General features: G+C 59.8%; 17 protein-coding genes. 5 read left to right on the forward strand and 12 right to left on the reverse strand.

The window, feature by feature from the left end; genetic code table 11:
• Positions 1-4 precede the first annotated feature (4 nt).
• Positions 5-1,276, forward strand: a complete 1,272-nt coding sequence (locus Q0R02_RS03840; RefSeq protein ID WP_293881005.1) for a cysteine desulfurase-like protein — start codon at positions 5-7, stop codon at positions 1,274-1,276.
• Between the two features lie 85 nt (positions 1,277-1,361).
• Here Q0R02_RS03840 and Q0R02_RS03845 read toward each other — a convergent pair whose 3' ends face one another.
• The 9 genes from Q0R02_RS03845 to Q0R02_RS03885 all read right to left on the reverse strand — a co-directional run bounded on the left by Q0R02_RS03845 (position 1,362) and on the right by Q0R02_RS03885 (position 15,152).
• Positions 1,362-3,317 carry a serine hydrolase gene (locus Q0R02_RS03845; RefSeq protein WP_293881007.1) on the reverse strand — a complete coding sequence of 652 codons (1,956 nt, stop codon included), beginning with the start codon at positions 3,315-3,317 and terminating at the stop codon, positions 1,362-1,364.
• 49 nt (positions 3,318-3,366) lie between these two features.
• Complete coding sequence (locus Q0R02_RS03850) at positions 3,367-4,656, reverse strand: dipeptidase (RefSeq protein ID WP_293881009.1); 1,290 nt, start codon at positions 4,654-4,656, stop codon at positions 3,367-3,369.
• Positions 4,653-6,251, reverse strand: a complete 1,599-nt coding sequence (locus Q0R02_RS03855) for a serine hydrolase (RefSeq protein WP_293881011.1) — start codon at positions 6,249-6,251, stop codon at positions 4,653-4,655. Before Q0R02_RS03855 ends, Q0R02_RS03850 begins: the two co-directional genes overlap by 4 nt.
• Positions 6,248-7,381 (reverse strand): hypothetical protein, encoded by a 1,134-nt coding sequence (locus Q0R02_RS03860; protein WP_293881013.1) that lies wholly within the window; start codon positions 7,379-7,381, stop codon positions 6,248-6,250. The genes Q0R02_RS03855 and Q0R02_RS03860 overlap by 4 nt, the downstream gene beginning before the upstream one ends.
• Positions 7,378-8,433, reverse strand: a complete 1,056-nt coding sequence (locus tag Q0R02_RS03865) for a DUF1611 domain-containing protein (RefSeq protein WP_293881014.1) — start codon at positions 8,431-8,433, stop codon at positions 7,378-7,380. The genes Q0R02_RS03860 and Q0R02_RS03865 overlap by 4 nt, the downstream gene beginning before the upstream one ends.
• 4 nt (positions 8,434-8,437) lie before the next feature.
• Entirely contained in the window at positions 8,438-10,750 is a 2,313-nt protein-coding gene (locus tag Q0R02_RS03870; RefSeq protein WP_293881015.1) for a TonB-dependent receptor, read from the reverse strand.
• 75 nt (positions 10,751-10,825) lie between these two features.
• Positions 10,826-12,115, reverse strand: coding sequence for a peptide MFS transporter (locus tag Q0R02_RS03875; protein ID WP_293881017.1), 1,290 nt, complete (start codon positions 12,113-12,115; stop codon positions 10,826-10,828).
• Complete coding sequence (locus tag Q0R02_RS03880; RefSeq protein WP_293881019.1) at positions 12,112-13,122, reverse strand: dipeptide epimerase; 1,011 nt, start codon at positions 13,120-13,122, stop codon at positions 12,112-12,114. The genes Q0R02_RS03875 and Q0R02_RS03880 overlap by 4 nt, the downstream gene beginning before the upstream one ends.
• Positions 13,122-15,152 carry a serine hydrolase gene (locus Q0R02_RS03885; RefSeq protein WP_293881021.1) on the reverse strand — a complete coding sequence of 677 codons (2,031 nt, stop codon included), beginning with the start codon at positions 15,150-15,152 and terminating at the stop codon, positions 13,122-13,124. The genes Q0R02_RS03880 and Q0R02_RS03885 overlap by 1 nt, the downstream gene beginning before the upstream one ends.
• Positions 15,153-15,283: 131 nt before the next feature.
• On the opposite strand from Q0R02_RS03885, the gene Q0R02_RS03890 reads away from it, so the two are divergent.
• Both Q0R02_RS03890 and Q0R02_RS03895 read left to right on the forward strand, forming a co-directional pair.
• Entirely contained in the window at positions 15,284-16,048 is a 765-nt protein-coding gene (locus tag Q0R02_RS03890; RefSeq protein ID WP_367271425.1) for a helix-turn-helix domain-containing protein, read from the forward strand.
• A 46-nt stretch (positions 16,049-16,094) separates the two neighbouring features.
• Positions 16,095-17,642 (forward strand): serine hydrolase, encoded by a 1,548-nt coding sequence (locus Q0R02_RS03895; RefSeq protein ID WP_293881022.1) that lies wholly within the window; start codon positions 16,095-16,097, stop codon positions 17,640-17,642.
• Between the two features lie 138 nt (positions 17,643-17,780).
• On the opposite strand, the gene Q0R02_RS03900 is transcribed toward Q0R02_RS03895, so the two are convergent.
• On the reverse strand, positions 17,781-18,917 hold the full coding sequence (locus tag Q0R02_RS03900) for an ester cyclase (protein ID WP_293881023.1): 1,137 nt from the start codon (positions 18,915-18,917) through the stop codon (positions 17,781-17,783).
• On the reverse strand, positions 18,914-19,744 hold the full coding sequence (locus Q0R02_RS03905) for an alpha/beta fold hydrolase (protein ID WP_367271426.1): 831 nt from the start codon (positions 19,742-19,744) through the stop codon (positions 18,914-18,916). Before Q0R02_RS03905 ends, Q0R02_RS03900 begins: the two co-directional genes overlap by 4 nt.
• A gap of 105 nt (positions 19,745-19,849) precedes the next feature.
• Between Q0R02_RS03905 and Q0R02_RS03910 the strand changes: the two genes are divergently transcribed.
• A complete protein-coding gene (locus Q0R02_RS03910) occupies positions 19,850-20,881 on the forward strand; it encodes a cupin domain-containing protein (protein WP_293881025.1) in 1,032 nt (343 codons plus the stop codon).
• A gap of 44 nt (positions 20,882-20,925) precedes the next feature.
• On the opposite strand, the gene hisD is transcribed toward Q0R02_RS03910, so the two are convergent.
• A complete protein-coding gene (gene hisD / locus Q0R02_RS03915; protein ID WP_293881027.1) occupies positions 20,926-22,239 on the reverse strand; it encodes a histidinol dehydrogenase in 1,314 nt (437 codons plus the stop codon).
• 232 nt (positions 22,240-22,471) lie between these two features.
• On the opposite strand from hisD, the gene Q0R02_RS03920 reads away from it, so the two are divergent.
• Positions 22,472-23,497 carry a LacI family DNA-binding transcriptional regulator gene (locus Q0R02_RS03920; protein WP_293881029.1) on the forward strand — a complete coding sequence of 342 codons (1,026 nt, stop codon included), beginning with the start codon at positions 22,472-22,474 and terminating at the stop codon, positions 23,495-23,497.
• Positions 23,498-23,503: the final 6 nt, after the last annotated feature.

The following is a 23,503-nucleotide window of genomic DNA, read 5'->3' on the forward strand; positions in this document are numbered from 1 at the left end:
GCGGATGGCGCTTTCGGCAATTTTAGTAAATCCTGCCAAGTCCTTTCCGATCGAGACAGTCCGGGCTGCATTTCCTTCATTGCAGGCATGCGACGGCGGACTTGCGCGCATTTATCTGGATGGGCCCGGCGGCACCCAGGTCTGCGCGCCCGCAATCGCTGCCATCACGCGGCATTTCGAGGCTGGTACTGCCAACAGCGGCGGATCGTTCGCGACGTCCCAAAATTCCGACGCAACGACAGCCGCCGCCCGCGCAGCGATGGCGGACCTGCTGGGCGGCGGGCCTGACGAGATAGCATTCGGGCCCAATATGACGTCACTGACAATTGCCGTTGCGCGAGCATTGGCGCGCGACTGGCAGCCAGGCGACGAACTGGTGGTAACGCGCCTGGATCACGACGCGAACGTAGCGCCTTGGCTCGCGGTAGCCGCCGACCGCAACATGACGGTTCGCTGGCTCGATTTCGATCCTCGAGACGGGCAACTCGATATTGGGTCGCTGCCGAGCCTCATTAATGCACAGACCCGACTCGTCGCGGTGGGCCATGCGAGCAATGCCATCGGGACGCTCCACGACATTGGCAAAATCGTCAAGATCGTCCGTCAGTTCAGCAACGCACTCGTGTTCGTCGATGCCGTGCAATCGGTGCCTCACGTCACGGTCGATGTAATGGCGATGGGCTGCGACTTGCTCGTCTGCTCACCCTACAAGTTCTTTGGACCGCACCAGGGGGTTTTATGGGGGCACCGCGAACTTCTCGAGCGCATACGACCGTATAAGTTGCGACCGTCCCCCGACTATCCCGCAGCGCGACGCTTCGAAACGGGTACGCCATCGTTCGAGGGGCAGGCCGGCACGGCGGGCGCGATAGAGTATCTGGAGACACTAGGCGGCGGCATTTGTCCTGTTGCAAACGACCGACGCGGTCGCCTCGCCGAAACGATGGCAGCGTGCATTAGCTATGAGGAGCAACTCGGTCACCGGTTGCTTGAAGGGCTGGCAACGCTTCCGGCGATAAAGTTGTGGGGACCACCGACAATGGCGGGACGGGTGCCGACGTTTGGGATGACCATTGCAGGCCACGATCCACACGCCGTGGCGACTGCGCTCGCCACGCGCAATATCTACGCATGGGCTGGAAGTTTTTATGCCGCTGAGGCTGTCGAGCGCCTTGGCTTGACGGATCGGGGCGGGCTGCTGCGGCTGGGGTTGTGTCACTACAACACGATCGGCGAGGTAGATCGCACTGTCGAAGCACTGGCCGAGATCATCTGATCGACGACTCCGGGCTCCCCGCTGCACCACTGGCGGCAACCTCCCTCTGTCGGCAGTGCTGCCTGAGCAAAGCGGCGCGCGCCCGCTAGCGCTCCTCAGTGTAAAGATAGTCGTGCTGCCCGTCGCTGATCATCAGCGTGCGCGCGCCGGGCTTGCCCCCGACCAGCGCATCGACCCCAATTGCACCGGGACCCGCACTGACGATTGACACGCTGCCATCGGCATTGCGCCGCGTGGCCAGCGACCCGTCAATTGCGCCTGCGGTCATCCAGAGCACCCCGTCCTTGCGCCGGATCGTCAGTGGCCCGACCTCGGGATTGCGGTAGTTGGCGGCAAGCCCGTTCACCACTTTGGGGTCCCCCGGATATGTCAGGCGCGCACGGCGAGCCTGCGCGGCCGTGCGCGCCTGTGCCCCGGCTGCGGCGACATCGGCAGCGGCTTCAGGCTTGCCGTCGTAAAGCACCTCGAGCAGGCGGCGCAGGAAGGGTTGCGTGAGCGCCGCACCATCGTCGGCGTTCGTCAACAGCACGGCGCCAACATTCGCTTCTGGCAAGACATAGAAATTCGACCGGAAGCCCAGCAGCGTGCCGCCGTGCGTCACCACCGGCACCCCGTAATCGGTTTCGGAAAACAGCCCCATGCCGTAGTATTTATCCTCCCCAACAAGAACGCCAGGTTTACGCCGCTCCAGCAGGTTGGCCTCGGAGATGACTCGTTTGCCGTCGCGGCCAAGTCCCTTCGACAATTCGAGCTGAACGTAACGTGCCATGTCGTCGGCAGACGACCAGGCTCCGCCGGCGGGGCGATAAGGATGGACTGTGGCATTGAAGGCGTTGGACATCGTCACGACCCGGCCATCGACATCACGCCCGTGCGGCGTCGCGAAATCGCCCGTCATCGCGCGCGGCGTATCGAACCCGCTGTCGCGCATGCCCAGCGGCCCGAAGATCCGCGTTTCCATTGCCTGGTCATAGGCCGCCCCGAGCTCGAGGCCGGGATAGGCCAGATGCCCGCCGAGATAGCCCGCCGCCGACGCCATGAGATTGTTGTACTGGAACAGCTCGCCGAAACCGCTCGTCGGCTGGGTCGCCGCCAGCTGTACGAAGGTGTCGCTGGCAGGCGCCGTCGACGCAGAGAGGATAAAGCTCAAGTCCTTACGCGGTAGGCCGGTACAGGCGCACACGAGATGCCGCACGAGAGTCGCCCTTGTCGTCGCTTCGTTGCCGAGCCGGAAGGAAGGATAGAGCTCGGTCACCGGCTGGTCCCAGCGCAGCTTGCCCTCATCGGCGAGCCGCGACAGCAGCAAGGTCGACATCCCCTTGGTGTTCGACGCGATCATAAACTTGGTGTGTGCCGTTACCGGCTCCGTCGATCCCAAACGCCTGACGCCGACACCGCCTTCCCACACGACCTTGCCCCCATCGATCAATGCGACGCCGACACCGGGAACTTCAAGATCGCGGATCGATTGCGCCAGAAATGCCCTGAGCGCTGTAATTCGCGCCGCATCGAGCGGGTGCGCTTTGCGGCCCGCAAATGTCTCGCGCTGATAGCCCTTCGGACGCAGGGTTTGTTGTAGCAGGGATATTGCCGCGAGCCGTTTCGACGCCGTTCCTTCCGAGCCATCGTCGATCAGGACTGTCCAGGCCGCACCGCGGCGCAACGCCAGCGCCGAGTTAACCAATTTTGCGGTCGGCGGAGTCTCGTACGACAGCGCCACGCGCTCGTCCCAGCCCGAGGCTGGCGCGTCGGGGCTTGTAAGGCGCAGCACCGGTTTCGCGTTGGGCTGGTAAAGCGACCAGGCTTTTGCCGCCGCTTCATTGGCGTTCGCGGCACTACCGACGGCGACAATTGCAACCGTGAAATTTCCTTCGGGCGAAGAGAACAGCGTTGCAGGTCCTCGGGTCGTGACAGCCCAGTCCTTGGGTTGGACGAAAGTCGCGCCTTCGGCTGTCTGGCCGGCGGTGTCGGCGGTCACGACAGTTTGCGCCAGTCCGGGGAGCGGCAGAGTGGCAAGCAAGAGGGCCAGCAGGCGTTTCATATTTGCTCCAAGCGTTTGGCGGGTACGAAGACCCTTGGTTTTCGACGTGCTAATTGCCCGACGAAACTGTCGATGGCTGCGACGTCGGCACAACCGCGTTTTCCGCGTTTGCACCTGTCATGCTCGCGGCGACGCGTTCGGCGGCTTCCATTGCCCGCAGGATGTTTCCACCGGCAAGCTTTGCAATATCAGCATCGCTCCATCCCCGACGCATCAGCTCGGCGAGCAACGCGGGATAGCTACCGACATCGGGTAATCCTTCAGGCAATTTAATATCACCAAGCCCGTCGAAATCGCCGCCGATTCCGACATGATCGTGCCCGGCAATCTGCGCGATATGCTCAATATGATCGGCAGCCTGCGCCAGCGTTGCACGCGGCTCTGGATGCACCCGTTGCCATTCCACGATCGCCGCTGCCGCCCGTTCAGGCTGACCGATGAACAGCCCGCCATAGGGCGGCGTGCCGACGCGTGCGCGTTCAGCATTAAGGTCGGCCGACCAGCGACGATAGGCGTCGGAAATATAGGGCGGCGCGAAATTGCCCATGACGACCCCGCCCTTCGCCGCGACCAACCGAAGGACATCGTCGGTAACGTTGCGGGGATGATCGACAAGGGCACGCGCACTGGAATGCGAGAAAATTACCGGCGCCTTGCTGATGCGCAAAGCGTCGCGCATCGTGTCCTCATCGACGTGGCTGAGGTCAACGAGCATCCCAAGTCGGTTCAATTCGCGCACGACCGCCTCGCCAAACGGGGTCAATCCGCCATGCTGGGGCACGTCGGTGGCCGAATCCGCCCACTCGATCGTGCGCGTGTGAGTCAGCGTCAGATATCCCGCGCCAAGATCATGGTAGGTGCGCAAGACCGACAGGCTTTTGTCGATCTGGCCCCCCCCTTCAACGCCGATCAGCGACGCAATACGGCCGCTGGCGTGGATGCGGCGGACATCGGCGGCGGTTCGTGCGAGTGCGAACGTGTCCGGGTATCGCACGACCCACTGGTGAACAAGGTCGATCTGTTCAAGCGTCTCTTTGACCTGTTCGGGCCCGGGCAGAGTGGCCGGAATGAACACCGACCAGAACTGGCCGCCAACCTTGCCACGCCTGAGCCGGGCAATATCGGTGTTATACTTGGCAGGATCCAACTGGTGCAGGTCCAGCGTCCAGCGGGCGTCGCCAGCGACGTTGCGTTGCGTCTCGGCCCAGTCGTTATGGCCATCGATCAGCGGCGTCGCCTTCAGCACACGCGCGACGCGCGCGTCATAATCCTGCGCCAACGCGGGAGCAGCGGCGATCGTCCACAGCGCCGCCACGGCAATCAAGGCATGACGGGTCATTTCGCGGCTTTCAGAACGGGCGTGAATTGTAGGTCCTGATAATCAAAGCTGAAGTCCGCGTTGGGCGAGACTGGTTTCATCGTAATCCGGTCGACATTGCCCTGAGCGTCGAGGCTGAAGGTCATATATCCTGGCTCGATCGTCTTGTCGTCAAACCGGGTAATGAACGTGTCGTATTGGAAATGCTCGAGACGGCCCGTCATGCGCGGCGTCGATTTGAAATCGACCGTCAGCGCCCCGTTCGCGCCAGCACCCGCGGTGCCGATTACGATTTTGCCATACCATGGGTCGCTGTAAGTGCCCGCATAGCGCGCGACTGGCAGCGAAGGACCAACCTGCGCGCGGCTTGCAGTGGTCGCGCTTACTTGCTGCATCGCCGCTGCCAGGCGTGTTGCCTTGTATGCCGAAAGTTTTGCCGGCCAGTCGTTGGCCGGGGCACCGAGATAATGATCGAGCAGCTCGTTCTGCAAACCCAGCAAAATTTCGCCGTCCTCGCTGTTAATCAGCATTGCAAAGCCCACGTTTTTGCTGGGGATCATCACCACCGCCGCCTGAAAGCCAAGCACCGCGCCGCCATGGCTGACGATCTTTGCACCACGATAATCGCGGACGTCCCACCCAAGTGCATATGTTTCAAAATTCGGCGTGAGCGCCGATAGTTCGCCGCCGCGGTCGCTGATTGGTTGGATTACCGTCGGCTTCCACATTTCGATGGATTGGGCCTCGCTGAACAACCGTCCACCCCCAGGAAGTGCACCCTTTGCGAGCTGGACCTGGAGCCAGCGCCCCATGTCGTTTGCGCTCACAGCCATTCCGCCCGCAGGCGCGGCGTTGCGACCAAGCTCATCGCGTTCATCAAGCGGCGCAAGCGGCCCGACACCGCGAACAGCCTGGGTCGTGCGGGCATGGGGGATAGCGCGGTCGGGCTCGGCAAAACGTGCCGGGCCGTCCGTCGTTGAATGCGTCATGCCGACCGGGACGAGCACGTGATCGTGCACGTAATCCTCCCAGCGTTGGCCGGTAACCGCTTCGATCAACTGTCCCGCAACCATGTAGAGGATATTGTCATAGGCGTAACCGCTGCGAAAGCTTGTCGCGGGTTTGATGTAACGCAGCCGCCGCACCGATTCCGCACGGGACAGGTTCGTCCGCGGCACGAACAGCAGGTCGCCTGCGCCCAACCCCAGTCCGCTGCGATGGACGAGCAGGTCACGGATCGTCATCTCGCGCGTGACGTAAGGATCATACATTTGAAAGCCCGGCAGGCGATCGGTAACCTTATCATCCCAGCCGATTTTGCCTGCATCGACCAGCGTTGCAAGTGCTGCTGTCGTGAATGCCTTACCCGTCGATCCGTTAGGAAAAATGGTATCGGCGTCGACACGCTCGGCCCGACCAAGCTTGCGCACACCGAACCCCTTGGCGAACACCGTCTGCCCGTTCTCGACGATTACGACCGACATGCCGGGCGTTCCGACCCGGGCGCGAATGCTTTCGATCCGCGCTTCAAACCCCACGGGTGGTGCGGCCAACGCCGGATGGCCGATAACGGCAGGGAAAAAGGCAAAGGCATTGAGCAGGATCAACTTGTTCATGCGATCTCCCTTGGACGCAAATCATGTTTGGCAAGCAGCCAGATGCCATAGGTCATCAACGGTACGACGTAGACGGCGAGGATCAGGTAAGCGAGCGCGCGATAGCCATCCGCGATCAGCGCGACGAGCCCCACACGGTCGGCAATCAGCATGCATATGATCAGCAAAACGAGCGCGACCGCGCCGCGCGCCTGGCGGCTCGTCGTGGTGCCGTGCCGCCGCGCCCAAACGGCGGCGATACGCTCGTTGATCGCGTGGACGGCGCCGGTGCCGCTTTCCAGCAACGCGCAGAAAATCATCAATTGGAAAAGGATGTGAAAGGCAGGCTGGCCCAGCTTGTTGAGCAAAAAGTCTGAGGGAAGCGTTTGCCCCGCGACTTCCGGCATGAACGCCACCATCGAAATAAAGAACAGAAGCGCCGGTAGCATCGCGAGCGGTCCTGCCAGCATCCCGGCCATCACGGCATCACGATTGCTGGTCAGGTGTCGTGTCACGGGCAGGATGATCACGGCGCCGACGATGTTGTAGGCCGCATACGTTACGCCACCTGCAACCCAACTGCCATTTCCGGGATGAAAGACCGCAAACGCGCTGGAAATGCGATCGCCGAAATGGGTAAGCGCCAGCACAAAGAACAGTGCGTAAACGATGTAGAGCAGGATTGAGACAGCCGCGAAGAGCCGTTCTACCGACGTGTTGCCAAACGCTGCAAATCCAGCAATGCCCACCATCAGCGCGAGCGTGCCCCAAATCGGCGCAATGCCGATTGTCGCCTGCGCGATTGCTCCTGCCGCCGCACCAAAAACCGCCAGGATCAGAACAACGAAAAGTGCATATGCGATCTCGAAAGCGATCCAGCCACGGCCGAGCAGCGCCTGGAAGAAAGTCCGATATTCACGCGCACCCGTCGCGCGCGCGAACAAAAACGTGGCTATGCACACGCCGCTCCAGATGGCGGTTGCAAGAAGCATCGCGGCCAGTCCGCCCCAATTCCCCGCCGGTAAAAAGAACTCAGCAATTTCGCGCCCCGTGGCGTAACCGCCACCGATGACCACTGCCTTGAAGGCGAAGCCGGGCAGGACAATGCGCTTGAACCAGCTTGACGGCGTGCCATCAAGCGAAAGCTTCATTGCTGACAGGCGTCCAAAAGTTGTTCTAACCTACTGCCACCGCGGATAGGGTCGGCAACGGGAAGGCTTAACGATTGAGAGATTCGTTCGATCTCGTTAGCGGCGGCCACAGGGTCCATCGCGGAAGTATTCAGGCAAATTCCAGCACATGCAATGTCGGGGTTGGTCAGCCGCCCAAGCGCGATCGTCTGCGCTATGACGCTTTCGATCGACGGCAATGCAAAACCGGTCATACCGAGCATAACAGTACGACCGGGCTGATGACAGACCACAAAACGGTCGGGCTGGCTCCCGTGCAGGAGTCCAAGCGAAACCGCCGCGTAGGACGGGTGGAAGATGGAGCCCTGACCTTCAATAACGTCGATATGCTCGGGCAGAGCCGACGGGCTCAACATTTCGGCCGCGCCTGCGACAAAATCGACCACGACAGCGTCGATCGGCATGCCACTGCCCGCAATCAGGATTCCTGTCTGGCCTGTCGCCCGAAACGCAGCGTCAAGGCCACGGTCCTGCAATCCACGCGCGATCGCAAGAGCAGCGTATTTCTTGCCAAGTGCGCAATCGGTACCAACCGTCAGAACGCGCCATCCCGATCGCCGCACGCCGGTTCCTACCGTGATGCCTGGCGGCGGCACACGGACGTCGATCAGTTGGCGACCTAACCGATGGGCAGCAGCCACCAGCTCCGGGATGCTTGTTAAGCGCACGTGCATGCCGGAAATCAGGTCGAGACCAGCCTCAAGCGCGCTCAACAGCGTAGCCATCCAGTTAACAGGTATCATCCCGCCACGCGTCGCAACCCCGATGGCCAACGCCCGGGCACCTAGTCCGTAAGCTTGGACAACTGACAGAGTAGGCAATCCGGTGGTCACCTTGGCACCTGGCAGCGTCAATTCACCGACACAGCGTTCTCCAGCCCAATCACGCAGACCAAAAGCGGTCTTTGCGTAACCACTCTCGACCTCGTCACCAAGGAACAGCAGCAAGGGCGGCGGCCCGCTGGCCGGCACTGGACCGGCCGAGACGGGTGAAAAGGCGGAGACAAGCGACATCAGGTCAATAGGATGCGGTGAGAGCGATACCGAATGTGCGTGGATTGATAACGCCCACCCCGATCGCTCCTGCTGGATACTGCCCCAAAGCGCCGACTGCGGTGATCCCCTTCGCGTCGGTGATGTTCTTGGCATAAACCTCGACCGTTGCGCGCCCCAAATCTACACCGGCTCGAAGATCAACAACTTCATAAGACGGGATGTTCGAACGGCGGCCATAGGTGCCACGATAAGTCCTATCGAACCCACCAACCTGCTTTGACAGAAAGCGAAGCGAACCACCAAAGAACGCCTCTGTCGACCCGCCGATATTCCACCGATAATCGCCATTGAGACCAACCGAATATTCGGGCGTGAACGGCAGCTTGTCGCCCTTGAGGCCGCTAGCGGCGGGGGCGTCGGCAGTCAGGCGAGCGTTGATGTAGGAACCGTTAGCAGACACCACCAACCCCGGGGTCGGACGCGCCACGATCGTGAATTCTGCACCGTCGCTTCGTGCCTTGCCGCCGTTGCCGTTAAAGTTAAAGGGTCCTGCCACAGTCTGGATCGTCGTCAGCAGCTGAATACGCGACCAGTCGATGTGATAGGCACTGATATCGACTGACAGCTTGCGATCTGCGGTTTCGGCCTTGAACCCGACTTCGTAATTAACCGTCTGATCGGACTTGTACGAGCGCGCGGCGGCCGGTGCTCCGGGCCCGAGGGCGTTCGGGCCACCGGGCCGGAAGCCCTTGGCCACGCGAGCGTAGAGCGATGCGCGGTCGCCGAACTTAAACTTTGGAGCAACCGAATAAGTGAAGACATTTTCGGACGACGGTTGAGTATAGGACGATGCGCCCCCGACCAGAACACCGGCTAAAGCCTGTGTCGCCGTTTGCTTGTTGTGGCTGTACCGCCCGCCAAAATCGATGTCGAACCGATCGCCGAGATGGACGGTTGCATTCGCGAATCCCGCAACCTCTTCATATTTTGAATTCAGGTTGACCTGGGCCAGGAGCGGCAGCGTTGTGACCGGAGCGTTACCCGCCAAAACACTAACAGTGCCAGGCGGGAGTGTCGTGATTGGCGTCAGGGTCCCCGGTATAACAGCTACATACTGCTGGAAAATAAGTGCTTTTTCATTCGAATAATAACCACCTACCAGCCATTCGAAAACGTCGCTTTTTGACGACGCAAGACGGATTTCCTGAGTATATTTCCTCAAATTGGTGTTCTGCCGTAGATACAGTTCGTTGGAGAGGAACCGCGCTGGCGTCGCCCCCGCTGCAGGGACCTGAAACAAGAAGCCAATTGTACCACCCAGCTGCGTTGTCAGGTCATCGCGAATAGACTGCTTCTGCGTGCTGTAAGTGGACGCTGAAGTGAGCGTAGCAAACCCGAGATCAAAGTCCGCTGTCGCGTTGTACAGGCGATAATTTATGTTCCTGAACGGCTGCACGAATATCGACTGAGTCGGCCGCCCATATCGCTGACTGAGTGTGGCGGGGTCGGATTCGACGAACGTCGGCGCTTTCGACTCAATGTTTTGTAAAAGCGCGTTCAAGCGCAGCGAAAAGGTCTCGCTCGGCTTGAACAGCAGCCCAACGCGGCCGCCGTAGTTGCGCGAGCGATTGACGTTGTCACGGACCCGCGACCCGCCAGTGCCGATCGAATCGATAAAGCCGGTGTTATTGCGATAAAAGCCCGACGCGCGAACCGCCAGCGTCTCGCCGAGTGGCACGTTAATCACGGCGTTTCCGGCATAAGACGCGTCACCGCCTTTGACAGTTTCGAGAGCCGCGCGGCCTCGCGCGCCAAACTTTCCCAACTCAGGCGCGGTAGTTACAAATTTGAAAACGCCGCCCAGAGAACTGGAGCCATAAAGTGTGCCCTGCGGTCCCCGCAGAACCTCAATCCGTGCGACATCGAACGTGTCAAAATCGCCAGCGAGTATCGCGCCGTTGGCAAGGCCCGTACTTGACCCGAACGGAGCTTCATCGAGATAGACCGCTACTGTCGAGGCAACGCCACCGGTATTGAGACCGCGGATCGTCAAGCGCGTCTGTCCCGGGGTCGCCTGATCGATCGAGAGGCCCGGAACGAGTTTCAGATAATCCTGAAAGCTTGTTGCCTGCTGACCGCGAAGCTGATCGCCAGATACCACCGAGATTGACTGCGGAACGTCAATCAGAGTTTGCTCGCGCTTTTGTGCGGTCACAATGATCACACTTTCGTCCGTGCTCGACGCATCAGGCATGGTCTGCGCCGATGCTGGTGCGATTGCCGCTAAAGCGGCGGCGGCAGAAGACAGAAGGAGTCCGGTGCGATGTGCTGTCATGGCTTTCCCTTTATTCGCCGCATACTTGCGTGCGCTGATTAACCCGCCGCAGTGATAAATTGCGGCATAACAGGATCATATTGTCTTGATCTGAAACTTGTCAACCTGATTCGGTCTTTGATCGACCTGCTCCACCGCTCTTTCCAGACTGCGCAGAAGTAGCGCGGCAAATGCTGCAAGTCCGGCCAGGATCACGAAAAACAATGCGGGCGCCATCCGGCTCCACAGCGATCCCACCAACCCCGCACACAGGCTGCCCGAAAATGTGATCAGGAACCACGAGGCCACGGTCGTCGCGCCAAGATTGAGCGGCGCCAAGCGAGCAAAGAGCCCTAGCCCCGTCGGCAGAATAAAGAGTTCGCCGAAAGTGAAGACTACAAAGAAAATGACCAGCCACAGCCAACCAGAACGTTGCCCCGCATCGAACCAAACGAGCGCAGCGAGCATCAGATAGGCGAGCGCAACGATGAGCGCGCCCATCGCCATACGTCGTGCCGGCGACTGATCGGATCCCGCCGCCGCGCGCCTGCCCCACCAGGCAAGTAACGGCGGGGTCATGAACATCACGAATAGGGGATTGAGCGACTGAAACCATGTCATCGGGATGGCCCAGCTTCCCACGCTGCGATCGACGCCACTGTCGGCCCAGAGTGCCACGGTATTGCCTACCTGTTCATAGGCTGCACGAAAGATCGTGACCGACACGCCGATACCGAACAGGACAAGCAGTGTTTGCCGGTCGAAACTGCCGTGCGCGACTTTATTTGTTGCCGAACGTGCGGGTTCAGGTGGAAGATATCGCTGGCCGCTCAGGTAGATCACCAGGCCAACAAGCATCCCGATCCCCGCGAGCCCAAAGCCATAGTGCCAGCCATAAAGCTCGCCGACGGTCCCGCAGATCAGCGGCGCCAGAAACCCGCCGATATTGATTCCGACGTAATAGACATTGTACGCCCAGCCGCGACGCGGATCATCCGATTTGTAAAGGTCGCCGACCTGGCTGGGCAGGCTTGGCAGAAACAGGCCATTGCCCAATGCGATTGTTGCCAACGCGACATAAAACAGGGGTCCGAAGGTCATCATGAAATGGCCGAGTGCCATGACGCTCGCGCCGATGATGATCGCACGACGTTTACCCAGATAACGGTCTGCGATAGCGCCTCCAAAGATCGGCGTGAAATAGGCACATGCGGTATAAATGCCATAAATGAACGAGGATTGTGCCTGGCCGAGCAGCAGTTCCTTGGTCATGTAATATACCAGCAGTGCCCGCATGCCGTAATAAGAAAACTGTTCCCACATATTGGTGAGAAACAGGATAGTCAGGCCGCGAGGCTGGCCAAACCATGGACTTTCCGATGTCACCTGGCGCTCACCGTCCCGGATCCCCAAACATCCGGCCCCGCCCAGACGTCACCATCGGTGTAAGTGATGCTAGGCACGCGATCGTGCGCTAGGAAGGTTGGGCCATCCAGATCAACAAGGTCGCACAGCTGCCCGAGCACGAATGCGGGGGCCATCGCAAGACTTGTGCCGATCATATTGCCAACCATCACGCCGAGCCCCAATCGACGGGCTTCGGCAGCCATCATCAGACCCTCGGTCAGCCCCCCACATTTGTCGAGCTTGATATTGACGACATCGAAGCGGCCGACCGCGCCGGGCAAGTCGACAAGCGATAGCAGGCTTTCGTCGCCCGCGATCGGCACGACCGAGCGGTAGCCATCGAGATCGCTCTCGCGGCCCCGCGCCAGCGGTTGCTCGAGCAGCGAAACGCGCTCCGCGAGCAGCCCCGAAGCCAGCGCATCAAGGTCATCGATTGCGAAGCCTTGGTTCCCATCGACACCGAGCCACACGTCGGGACGCGCCGCCCGAATGGCACCGACGCGCGCCAAATCCAGGTCCAAATCACCGGTCAGCTTGATTTTAATCGATCGCGCATCCCGATAGGCGCGCGCGCCTTCGGCCATGATCGCCGGATCATCGGCTCCCAGGGTGAACGTCGTCCGCAATGGCTTGGGCTCCGGTTGACCGGACAGTCCCCAGACCGGCCTGCCCGCGTGCGCTGCGTCGAGTTCCCACAGCGCGCAGTCGACGGCGTTACGCGCCCCGCCGGGTGGTAGGATCGCGCGCAGTTCGTCACGGGTCGGCCCCGCTTCGATGGCTGCACGCGCGCCCTCGATAGCCGCCAGCATATGCGGCACATCGTCGCCAAGATAGAATACGCCGCCGCCTTCCCCGCGCCCGCAATGTCCGCCGTCGTCGAGCTTAATGACGATCACGTCCGATGTTTGGAAGACATAACCCGAAATGCGGAACGGCTTGACGAGCCGGAGCGTCTCGGTTGCGACAGTCAAAGCAAGCCGCGCCATCAGTAATTCACCGACAAGGCAAGGAGCCCGAACGCCCAAGTAACGTAGAGTATGACGAGCGTGCTCAGAAAGATGAGCGTATTCCATGCCTTGCGGGACCAATTCCGACCATCGGTCAAACTCAGCCAAGCGTTCCACCCGGTGATCAGGACGGCGCCAACGAAGATGATGCAGCCCGCAATCTTCAGCAGCCAAAGTTGCGTATCGAACGCGCCTGCCAGGTTCGACGGGTTACTGAGCATCGTAGCCAGCGCAGCGACCCAACCGACGAGCGCGGCCAGTGCTAAACCCGCCATGATCCGCGTTGCGCGATAGACCCCGAATGCGCGGCCTGAAACCGTCGGTGCCGTTTTGAAACGCCGGCGGATGGCCCAGGAGAAGGGCCAGAAAATCAGGGTCAGCAGCAGGACGATCGCGCTGCCGATCAACGCCAGCTTTATCCAATTCCACGACCGCCCCCCAGGCACCCGGTCGAAAAATTCGAACGGTGCGGGAAGTGAATAGCTCCAGCGTGTCACCTTGCCATCGACGACTTGCGCAGCCAGCAGATCATGGCTGTTCACCGCACGCCAAAGGAACGGTGAGATTTCCACCCATTCCTGCGGCCGTCCTCCGGTATTTTTCACATCTGGGACGATCAATTCGCCCTTGGGCCCGACCGAGATGTTTGTTTGGCTAACCAATGAAAGGATCGACAGGAACGTCGTCTCGGCACGACGGCTCGCCCACCAGGTGCCGACCATCATTTGGGCATGCTTGGCTGCCGTTTTGGCATCGACCCGCCCGTCAGGTGCGGCGACGTTGGGCAAATAGCGATCGGCGAAATCCTCGAACACTGCGGTGCGCAACGGACCGACCGCGCCGCCCTTGCCAGGGCTGTTGAACGAAACATAAAATCCGACGTTGTCACGCAAAAACAAGTGCAGCGAGGTGTGAAAGGCGATGGTATCCCCCAGATGACCCACGACCTCGCGCCCGTTGATATTGGTTTCGAAAAAACCAAGCTCCATCCGGTTGAGCGGCGGAATTACCGAGATGGGGTTTACCTTGTCGAGCGGGCTGTCGTGCATCATGACAGCCGTCTCTGGCTTCAGGATACGCTGGCCGTCGAGTTCCCCGTTCTGAAGATGGGCGATCATAAACCGACCCATGTCGCTGCCAGATGCCGCTGCTTCGCCAGCCGGTCCCGGACCCACGAATTCATAACCAGGTGATGGCTCGCCTGGTTTCGGGTAGCCCGACGCCAGTTGCGCAGTGAGATTGGCAGGCACCGGCTGATGCATCGTGGTGTTGCGCATACCAAGCGGTCCGAACACGTGGCGGTCCAGATAATCACTGAAATTCTCTTTTGAGGTACGCTGGACAATGTATGCGGCCAGCGCGGTTCCCCAATTCGAATAGGCCGGCATCGTCCCCGCCTCATAGATGCGGGTCGGCACCCAGCGCTTGAGATAGTCGCCAAGTGGTAACTCGTACTTGCGGTCGTAGAACAAAATGCCCTTCGATGTTTCCTCGAAACCGCCAGTATGCGTCATTAACTGGCGCATCGTCACGGGCTTGCCACCGCGATCGGGAATCTTGAAATCGAGATAGCGGTTGATGTCGGCGTCGAGGTCGATCTTGCCCTGCTCAACCTGTTGCATGACCGCCGTCCAGGTAAACAGCTTCGAAACCGATCCTGGGCGAAAAAGCGTGCGATCTGGGTCGACGGGCGTTCGTTTTTGGACGTCAGCGTAACCGAAGCCCCGCGAAGTCAGGATTTTTCCATCCTTCACGACCGTCACCACTGCGCCCGGAATGTCACCGCTGCGAAGCGCATAGGGCATATAGCCATCGAGCCATGCGTCGACGTCCTCCTTGGTTAGCAGACGTCCTCCGGGTTGTGGCGCAATCGGAGCCGCCGGGGCCAGAGTGGCACGACCGGCGCGAATGGGGGCAAGCGAAGGGACGAGCGCATCACGGACCTGTGCAACACTCCCCATCCCGGTCAGCAGCAACGCGCCTGCCAACACCGTCTTCCAAGCATTCATTCAGAGCCCCTCTTCCATCGTATGGCAAGATCGGGCATTGCCCGGATCACTCGCACCGCCTACAGTCTAAACTTAGTCTATTCGGGACATTGTGATCCTGATTAGAGATTTGTCAACGGCAGAGATCACGTATGTCACCCAACCAGCCTACACTCGGCGCTCTTTTGCGCAGCGTCCGCAGCCGAGAGGGGTGGACGTTGAAGGAAATGAGCGCAAAAAGCGGCATTCCGGTCTCCACCCTGTCGAAAGTCGAGCATGACCGGCTGACGCTGACATACGACAAGCTTTATCTGCTTAGCCAGCGGCTGGGCATGCGCATGTCCGAACTGTTTGCAGAACCGACAGAACAGACAACCGGAATGGTGACGGCGCGGCGCAGCATCGGCGATATCGAAACTGCGGTTCGGGTTGAGACAGATAATTACGACTATTATTATCTATGTACTGAATTGCGGCGCAAACGCATGATTCCCGTAATTACCCGGATCCGTGCAAAGACCCCCGAGCAGTTCGGTGATCTGATTCATCACGACGGTGAGGAATTCGTTTTCGTCCTTAAAGGCACGATCGTTGTTAGCACTGAGTTTTACGATCCAGTGACGCTCGGAGAAGGGCAGGCAATATATATCGATTCGAGCATGGGGCACGCCTACCTTGCTGCCGATGGCTGCGATGAGGCAGAAGTTCTTGGCGTCATGGCCAGCGTCGATGAAGAATTGCTGCTTGCACTGGCATCAAGGCACGAAGGACGCTGGCAAGACGGTCTTGCCTCTGGGAACGCCGTTCAAGACGGCATCGTCTCACTGACGACAGCGGCGACGCAAAGAAGCCGCACCGCAGGTTTGAACAAGCGGGATAAAGCGGGCAGCGGCGTTGACTCGGTTGCGGGGCGTTAAAGCCCTGCATTCGCTGTGGGTTGTGCTCACGCTGGCGTGTGGCGTTGTGGCATCGCCGCTGGCTGCGGCACCGCCTGCCGACATTGAGAACTACGTTACCAGTACACTGACGAATTTCGGCGTTCCCGGAGCGGCCGTCGCAATCGTCGAGCCTGGCGGAAGTGCTGCCTTGGGATTTGGCGTCCGTAAGCTTGCCGGCACAATGCGCGTGGACGAGCATACGCTTTTTCCGATTGGGTCGAATACCAAAGCGTTCACAGTTGCCGGGCTGGCGATACTCATCGATCGCGGCAAGCTGTCATGGGACGACCGCATTGAGGATGTCCTGCCAGGTTTCAAATTATATGATGCATATGCCAGCAGGGAGCTGACGGTTCGTGACCTGCTGACTCACCGCAGCGGGCTGGGCAAAGGACAGGGCGATCTCCTTATTTTTCCCGAGACGAGCTATTCGCGCAAGGAAATCGTGGATCGTCTTCGCTTTCTTCCGCCCAAAACGAGCTTCCGTAGTGTTTTTGCTTACGATAATGTTCTCTATATTGCGGCTGGCGTCTTGCTCGAACGTGTGTCCGGTCAGCGCTGGGAGGACTTTACGCGAAAAGAAATTTTCGAACCGCTCGGCATGCGCGACGCAACGCCTTCTTTCGGTGAAATAAGAACAGGCAATCGGGCATGGCCACACGCGCGGACCTCCGGTCTTGTGCGGGGTCTCGGCCCCGTTGGTGCCTTGCCGTCGGTTCCGAACATCGACAACGAGGCCCCGGCGGGGTCGATCAACGCCAGCGCGACCGACATGACGAAATGGATGTCGGTGCAGCTTCGCCATGGCGAGATCATCCCGGATGGTAAGCGCCTTTTCAGTGAGACCCGAGCGCGGGAAATGTGGGCGCCGCAAGTGATCGTGCCGACACCACCTGGCGAGCCCGAACTCGCAACCTCGCGTCCGAACCTGGAAGCCTATGGCCTCGGCTGGACCATTTCCGATTATCGGGGGCATAAAATCGTGACCCACGGCGGCGGTGTATATGGCGGCATTTCGATGGTTGTCATGATTCCGGACCTTGGCGTCGGCATCACCGTCCTCACAAATGCCGAGGAACATTATGCAGTCAAGGCAATCGCCTATCACTTGCTCGATCACTATCTCGGAGCAAGTCCCGTCGACTGGGCAGCAGCGGGCAAGATCGTCAGAGATCGTCAACTGGGTTTGGCCGAGATGGCCGTCCGGGCAGCGGTAAAGCCTGATGAAAATGTTACCCCGCCCTTGCCACTCCAGACTTATGCGGGCGTTTACCGCGACGCATGGTATGGCACGATCACGGTGACGCGAGCAGCAAACGGTCTTGCCATGTCATTTGATCGCTCGACCGGGATGGCCGGACAACTGATCCATGTCGATCATGACACGTTCCGCACCCACTGGGGGGATCCGGCTATTGAGAACGCTTACGTCACCTTTGCAGTGGGTTCCGACCGCCGCGTTAAGAGCGCACGGATGAAACCCGTTTCCCCGATCGCAGATTTCAGCTTCGACTTTTCAGACCTTTTGCTTTTGCCGGTTTCCTTATCGGAAAGTGCGCGCCAATCCCCATGAGATCGCGGTGCTTGAGCTAATGGTCGGCGTAAACGGGGCTTGTGGGAAGTTGAGGTCCGAAAAGCGCTGACGGAGCTAGTCGGCCCGCGTCGAAGGGAGATAGCCCAGGCTATGCTCCCTTAAACAGCAAAGGTGGGTTTATTCCGATGTCATCGCCGCCAGTTTCAACTGCACCAGCATCGAAAACTCATCGTAAACGACCCATTCGTCGACGATCTTGCCATCTATGATGTGAAAATGGGTAAATCCCATGACCGACAATTTGTGGCCGGTCGGGGCACCGAGTGAGCCGTAGCCAAAGTGATGGCCGTCCATCATCCAGCGCACCGCGACCTTTTCGCCGCCCTCTTCGCTCGGCGTTGAGCAAATGTGCTGCGGCACGAACGCGCAGTCGGGCATCAGCGCGACAAGACGCATCGTCTGCTGGAGGACGGCAGCGGTGCCATAGAGTTCGCGCATCATCGGGCCGTGCCACTGGACAGTCGGTGCATAGATGTCAGCGATCTTGCCGAACATGCGCTTGTTGTAAATGTGATGGAGCCAACGGAGAACCTGCGCTTCGTTGTCGGTATGCGCGATGGAGACATCGGCTTCGGACTCGGGCGGATACTGGCCCAGCAGGCGGCGGTTTTCAGACAGTTCGAACACGTCCTCGCCACGCGCTAATTTGGCCGCCGCGAGGGTTTCGGCATAGGCATGGGGGTCGATGCCGAGTTGGACGAGCAGCGCCATATTGTCGCGCACGACCCATTCGCGGTAAATCTTATTTTCGAAGATCATGCAGTCGGCCACAGTACGTGTCACAAAGGTTCGGCCCGTCGGCTTTCCCCATTGTCCGTATTCGGTGTGGCGTCCGGTGCCGTGCGTCATGTGGCTTGTATAAAAGCCGTCGACATCGTTGCCGCGCCAGATGACCTGAGTCGCCATGCCACGACGGTCGGGCAGTTCGACCAGACGCTGGATGGTTTCGCGAACGATGGTTTCGCGATCATACATCGTGCCGAGATTGCCATAGACGACACAATTATGCGTGTAGTGGGTGTAGATCAGGCCGACATCACGCTCGTCCCAGATTTTGTGGGTGCAACGAATGATGTAATCGACGATATCGGTGTAAACGTCGTCAAAGCCGTTCAGGCTCTGGACGCGCGCGCGCCCTTCGGGCGCCAACTGCGTATAATCGCGGCGCTCGACCTGGAGGACGGCTTCCGGCGAATAAGGCTGGGTGCTGTTTTTGCTGACTTTCGTCGAAGCTGTTGGATCGGCGTCGCTCATTGGAAATCCTTGGTCTGTCGCGCAGTGCGAGGAGGGAGGGTATCAGTGTTGATGGAAAGAATCTTCAACCAGTCGCTCAGATGGCGGGCGACGGCGTCGGGTGCTTCGAGCAGGACATAGTGACCGGCCCCGAGAATGATGGCGAGCTCCGCGCCAGGAATAGCTTCGGCGATCTCGGTATGACGGCTAGGGGGACAGATACTGTCGACAGCACCGCATACGACCAGCGTCGGCATTTTAAGATTGCGCAGGCGAAGGCGACTGTCGGCTCGGGAAATGGCGATTTCAACTTGCTGCGCATAGGTAGCAACGCCCGTCGCTTCGGCCATTTCGATTGCCAGCGCCTTGAGATCTTTATCATCCCGATTTGCAGGAGCCGTCGATTCGGGCCAAATATTATCAATGAAATGTGCAGCCAGTCCGCGTGCGCGGGCGTCGGCGACGCCGTGGCGACGAATGGCCGCATTTTTCACAGGATCGGCGCGCGCGGTGGTGGCGATCAGCGCCAGTCCCATAACGCGCTCCGGAGCAATGGCTGCGATTTCGAGAGCAACGATGCCGCCCAGCGAAAAGCCGACCAACGCAAATCTTGATGGCGCACGGGCCAGTATGTGCCGAGCCAGTGCCGTGGTCGATTCCGCGCGGCTTATTGGAATGTCCATCGTCGGACTATCTGCAAAAACCGAAGCAAAGGGCGCGAATATGCGGGCGTCGCACAATGTGCCGGGAAGTAACAGCAGTGGCACTGGATCGTCGAAATCGGGTGAGTTGGCAAAAAGGGCTGCGCCCTTTCGTCGGTCTTCCCCTTGCGTCGTTGGTGCCATCATGGCTGGAATTGCTCCGGTCGCTCTTGCGTTGCGGTTTCATATGTCTTAGCGTTATTGCATCCGAATGCAACAGGTCGTCGAACACGACCATTCAAGGGAATTACAGTGTCCGAGTGGAGCCAATCGGCGATGAATGCGCGCCTTGTTCGTTATGCGGACCTGATCCCGTGCCGCACGGCATTTCTAGACACCAAAACGCCGGGATCGACCGAAAAGGAAAACTTCACGATCATCGGCAAGGGTGTGTCGGAAAGTCCCGAGCAGGTCGTCCATATCGCCGAACCCCATGGTTTCAACATCGGTGCCGCGCGCCAGCCGTTGGGATGCGTCAATTCGCAGCACAGCCATGAGACCGCCGAGGTTTTCATCATTCATTCGGGTAAATGGCGGCTGATCTTTGGCCCCAATCGCGAAGACGGCTCGCTCGAGATCGGGCCGGGCGACGTTGCCTCTGTGCCGACCCGAATGTTCCGTGGGTTCGAGAAAGTCGATGAAGGCACAGGGTTTCTGTTCACGGTTTTGGGTGAGGACGATCCAGGTCAGGTAACCTGGGCTCCAGCAGTTTTCGAAGCGGCGGCGGATTTTGGTTTGAAACTGGCAAAGGGTGGTCGCCTGATCGACACGTCGAGCGGTTCCGCCCAGTTGAAAGATGTCGAGATGGAAGGCGTGCTGACCGAAAGCCAGCTTGCTGAATTGCAGACGCCTCCCGCTGAAAAGCTGGCCGAATGCGTTGTGCTGGCAGGCGATATCGTCGCCAATCCAACTTCGCCACTCGCGGCGGTCGGCGTCGAGGAAGCAGGCATCATCGTGCCGTGCGCGACACGTGATGGGTTTGCCGCTGGACCGATCAAGGGCTGGTGGCCACAGGATTTCAACTTGCGCCAGCTCACTTTGCAAACCGGAGCGTATGTCCCGACACACGCACGAGCCGAAGCCGAAGTGCTGATGGTTCAGGAGGGGACGATCGAGATCAGCTGGGCGGATGGTGGGTTGATCATGGGCGCTGGCGACACGCTGACCGTGCCGATCGGGCTGAGCCACGCATTCCGGAATACAGCGTCGGTGCCCGCCAAAGTATTCGTGGTGCGTGGAACGGTTGATCCGGCGCTCCCGGTTTTCGATTCGAAGCCGGTTTAGCCGCTTGCTCCGCATCTCCACTGGGGAGATGCGGAGTTTGGTGATCAGGCTGCGCTGGCGGCCAACTGCCGGTCGTAGCGGATGGCTGCGGCTTTCTGATGGCCTTCAAGACCTTCGCTGCCGCTTTGGCGGATCGCCGATGGGGCAACCGCGGCAACACCGGCGGCGTCGAGCCACTGGTAAGTTGCGATCTTCACATAAGAACCAACCCACAAGCCGCCGGTGTAACGGCCTGCGCCTATCGTTGGCAACGTGTGGTTGGTGCCCACACACTTGTCCGAATAGACGACGCTGGCATTTTCACCGATAAAGAGAGACCCGTAGTTGCGGACCTTGTACGAAAACGCGTGCGGGTCGGCGGTGTGTATCTGGAGATGTTCGGCAGCGACATGATCTGAATAAGCGATCATCGCAGCTTCATCGACGCAATAGACAATTTCGCCGTAATTGTCCCAGCTTTCGCGAGCGACGGTCGCGGTTGCCAGTGTTTCAAGTTGGCGGGCGACTTCGAGCACTGTCGCTTCGGCAAGCGCGCGATCGGTGGTGATCAGGCCGACGCGAGTGCGGACGTCATGTTCGGCCTGCCCCAAAAGGTCGGTGGCGATCAGTTCGGGGTCGCCGGTCGAATCGGCGACGACGAAGATTTCCGATGGCCCGGCAAGCTGGTCGATGCCGATGGGGCCGAAAACTTGGCGCTTGGCTTCGTTCACGAAGGCATTGCCGGGTCCCATGATCTTGTTCACCTGCGGCACGCTTTCGGTGCCGAACGCCATTGCCGCGATTGCCTGTGCGCCACCGATCCGGAAAATCCGGTCTGCGCCGGACAGATGGCAACCGGCGATCATCGCGGGGTGGGCGTTTGGCGGAAGGCAGGCGACGACTTCGTCACAGCCAGCGACCTTGCCCGGAACAATCGTCATGATCGGCGCCGAAAGCAGCGGGAAACGACCGCCAGGAACATAGGCACCGACGCGTTCGATAGGGATGACGCGGTGGCCGAGGTGGAGGCCCGGCATCGGTTCGATGTCGAGCGGCAGTATCGTGTCGAGCTGCGCCTGTGCGAAATGACGAACGTTTTCGATAGCGAATTCGGTGTCGGCCTGGGTCTGCTTTTCCATGCCAGCCAGCGCAGCAAGGCGTTCGGCGGGAGAAACTTCGAAACGCTCCAACTCGATCTTGTCGAACTTGCCCGAATATTCGCGCACAGCCGCATCCCCACGAAGCCGCACGTCTTTCAGGATCTGGGTTACGAGATCGACGACGTCGCCGGTATCGGCAAGCGAATTCCGACCCGGTGCCTTTACGTATGTCGCTCGCCCCTCGAACCCAATCGGGGCACTTCCAATCGCCGTCGTCATCGTTGATCCTCTCGTTGCCTGTCCGGATACCATGCGTGAAACTCTATGGACCGTTCCACCATGCATTGCATCCGAATGCAACGGTTGCCAAGGACTCTTTGATTTTGGGATTGAAACGGTCATCTATTGCACTCGGGGCAAAAGGCGGCTTGATGCCCGATCTTGTTAGTTTTCGAGGGCGGTTATGGCAGCGGGCAGCGGCAGCAAGCGATCAAAGCCGGCAGGCGAGGTGATGCCGGCAGAAACCGAGTTTCGTGCCAATGGTCGACGGCCGACGTCGTACGATGTCGCCCTTCGGGCAGGCGTGTCGCAATCGGCGGTTTCGCGCTGCTATTCTCCGAACGCCAGCATCGCACCCGCGACGCGCGAGCGAATCATTCTTGCCGCCAACGAGCTGGGCTATAGCCCGAATGCCCTGGCGCAGGCGTTGATTTCGCGGCGCACCAACCTCGTCGCCGTGCTGATATCAAGCCTGACCATGCTGTATTATCCCGAGGTTTTGGCGGAGCTGACCGAGCGTCTGACTGTGCGGAACATTCGTGTGCTGCTGTTTTCCTTGCACGCGGAAGGCGAAGTAGACGACGTGCTGGATCAGGTCTGGCGCCATAGCGTGGACGGCGTAATTTGCGCCGCGCGACTCTCGGATGAGCAGATCCAGATGTTCGAGGATCGCCATGTGCCTCTCGTTCTTTACAATCGCGTATCAGGAACCGCCTCCGCCGCCTCGGTCTGCTGCGATTCCGTGGCGGGGGAGCGGGACCTCATCGGCAAGCTGCTGGCCGCGGGACATAAAAAGTTCGGCATTATTGCCGGGCCGCAGGATAGCTATGTCGGAGAAGAGCGGCGCGAAACAGCGTCTGAAACTTTGCGCCAATCGGGGATTCTCGACGTTCCCGTTGTGCGCGGCGATTTCAGCTATGAAAGCGGCAGTACGGGGTTGCAGGCTTTGATGGCGAACGACGCGAGCTTCGACGCGGTTGTCTGCGTTAGCGATCAGATGGCGATCGGGGCGATCGATGCCGGTCGTGAAGTATTCAGGCTGCGCATTCCCGAAGATTTGTCGGTCGTAGGGTTTGACGGTTCGGGTCCGGCAACCTGGTCGAGCTATCAGGTGACTTCGGTCCGCCAGCCTGTCCAACGGATGACCGAGGCGGCGGTGACGATGCTGGTCGAACGAATCGAGGATGCGTCGCTTCCTGCCGAGCGCCGTCTTTTCACCGGCCAGTTCATTATCGGTCGGTCGGCACGAATGGCCTGACTGCAA

Source organism: Sphingomonas sp. (genome assembly GCF_025353885.1).
In the GTDB taxonomy this organism is placed as follows: domain Bacteria; phylum Pseudomonadota; class Alphaproteobacteria; order Sphingomonadales; family Sphingomonadaceae; genus Sphingomonas_O.

Excerpts from the sequence above, each read along its gene's own strand:
- Q0R02_RS03905 (WP_367271426.1), bottom strand. The coding sequence starts at position 19,744 with ATGATGGCACCAACGACGCAAGGGGAAGACCGACGAAAGGGCGCAGCC.
- Q0R02_RS03890 (WP_367271425.1), top strand. The coding sequence starts at position 15,284 with ATGTCACCCAACCAGCCTACACTCGGCGCTCTTTTGCGCAGCGTCCGC.
- Q0R02_RS03880 (WP_293881019.1), bottom strand. The coding sequence starts at position 13,122 with ATGGCGCGGCTTGCTTTGACTGTCGCAACCGAGACGCTCCGGCTCGTC.
- Q0R02_RS03845 (WP_293881007.1), bottom strand. The coding sequence starts at position 3,317 with ATGAAACGCCTGCTGGCCCTCTTGCTTGCCACTCTGCCGCTCCCCGGA.
- Q0R02_RS03870 (WP_293881015.1), bottom strand. The coding sequence starts at position 10,750 with ATGACAGCACATCGCACCGGACTCCTTCTGTCTTCTGCCGCCGCCGCT.
- Q0R02_RS03885 (WP_293881021.1), bottom strand. The coding sequence starts at position 15,152 with ATGAATGCTTGGAAGACGGTGTTGGCAGGCGCGTTGCTGCTGACCGGG.
- Q0R02_RS03920 (WP_293881029.1), top strand. The coding sequence starts at position 22,472 with ATGCCGGCAGAAACCGAGTTTCGTGCCAATGGTCGACGGCCGACGTCG.
- Q0R02_RS03860 (WP_293881013.1), bottom strand. The coding sequence starts at position 7,381 with ATGAAGCTTTCGCTTGATGGCACGCCGTCAAGCTGGTTCAAGCGCATT.
- Q0R02_RS03900 (WP_293881023.1), bottom strand. The coding sequence starts at position 18,917 with ATGAGCGACGCCGATCCAACAGCTTCGACGAAAGTCAGCAAAAACAGC.
- Q0R02_RS03865 (WP_293881014.1), bottom strand. The coding sequence starts at position 8,433 with ATGTCGCTTGTCTCCGCCTTTTCACCCGTCTCGGCCGGTCCAGTGCCG.
- Q0R02_RS03840 (WP_293881005.1), top strand. The coding sequence starts at position 5 with ATGGCGCTTTCGGCAATTTTAGTAAATCCTGCCAAGTCCTTTCCGATC.
- Q0R02_RS03850 (WP_293881009.1), bottom strand. The coding sequence starts at position 4,656 with ATGACCCGTCATGCCTTGATTGCCGTGGCGGCGCTGTGGACGATCGCC.
- hisD (WP_293881027.1), bottom strand. The coding sequence starts at position 22,239 with ATGACGACGGCGATTGGAAGTGCCCCGATTGGGTTCGAGGGGCGAGCG.
- Q0R02_RS03855 (WP_293881011.1), bottom strand. The coding sequence starts at position 6,251 with ATGAACAAGTTGATCCTGCTCAATGCCTTTGCCTTTTTCCCTGCCGTT.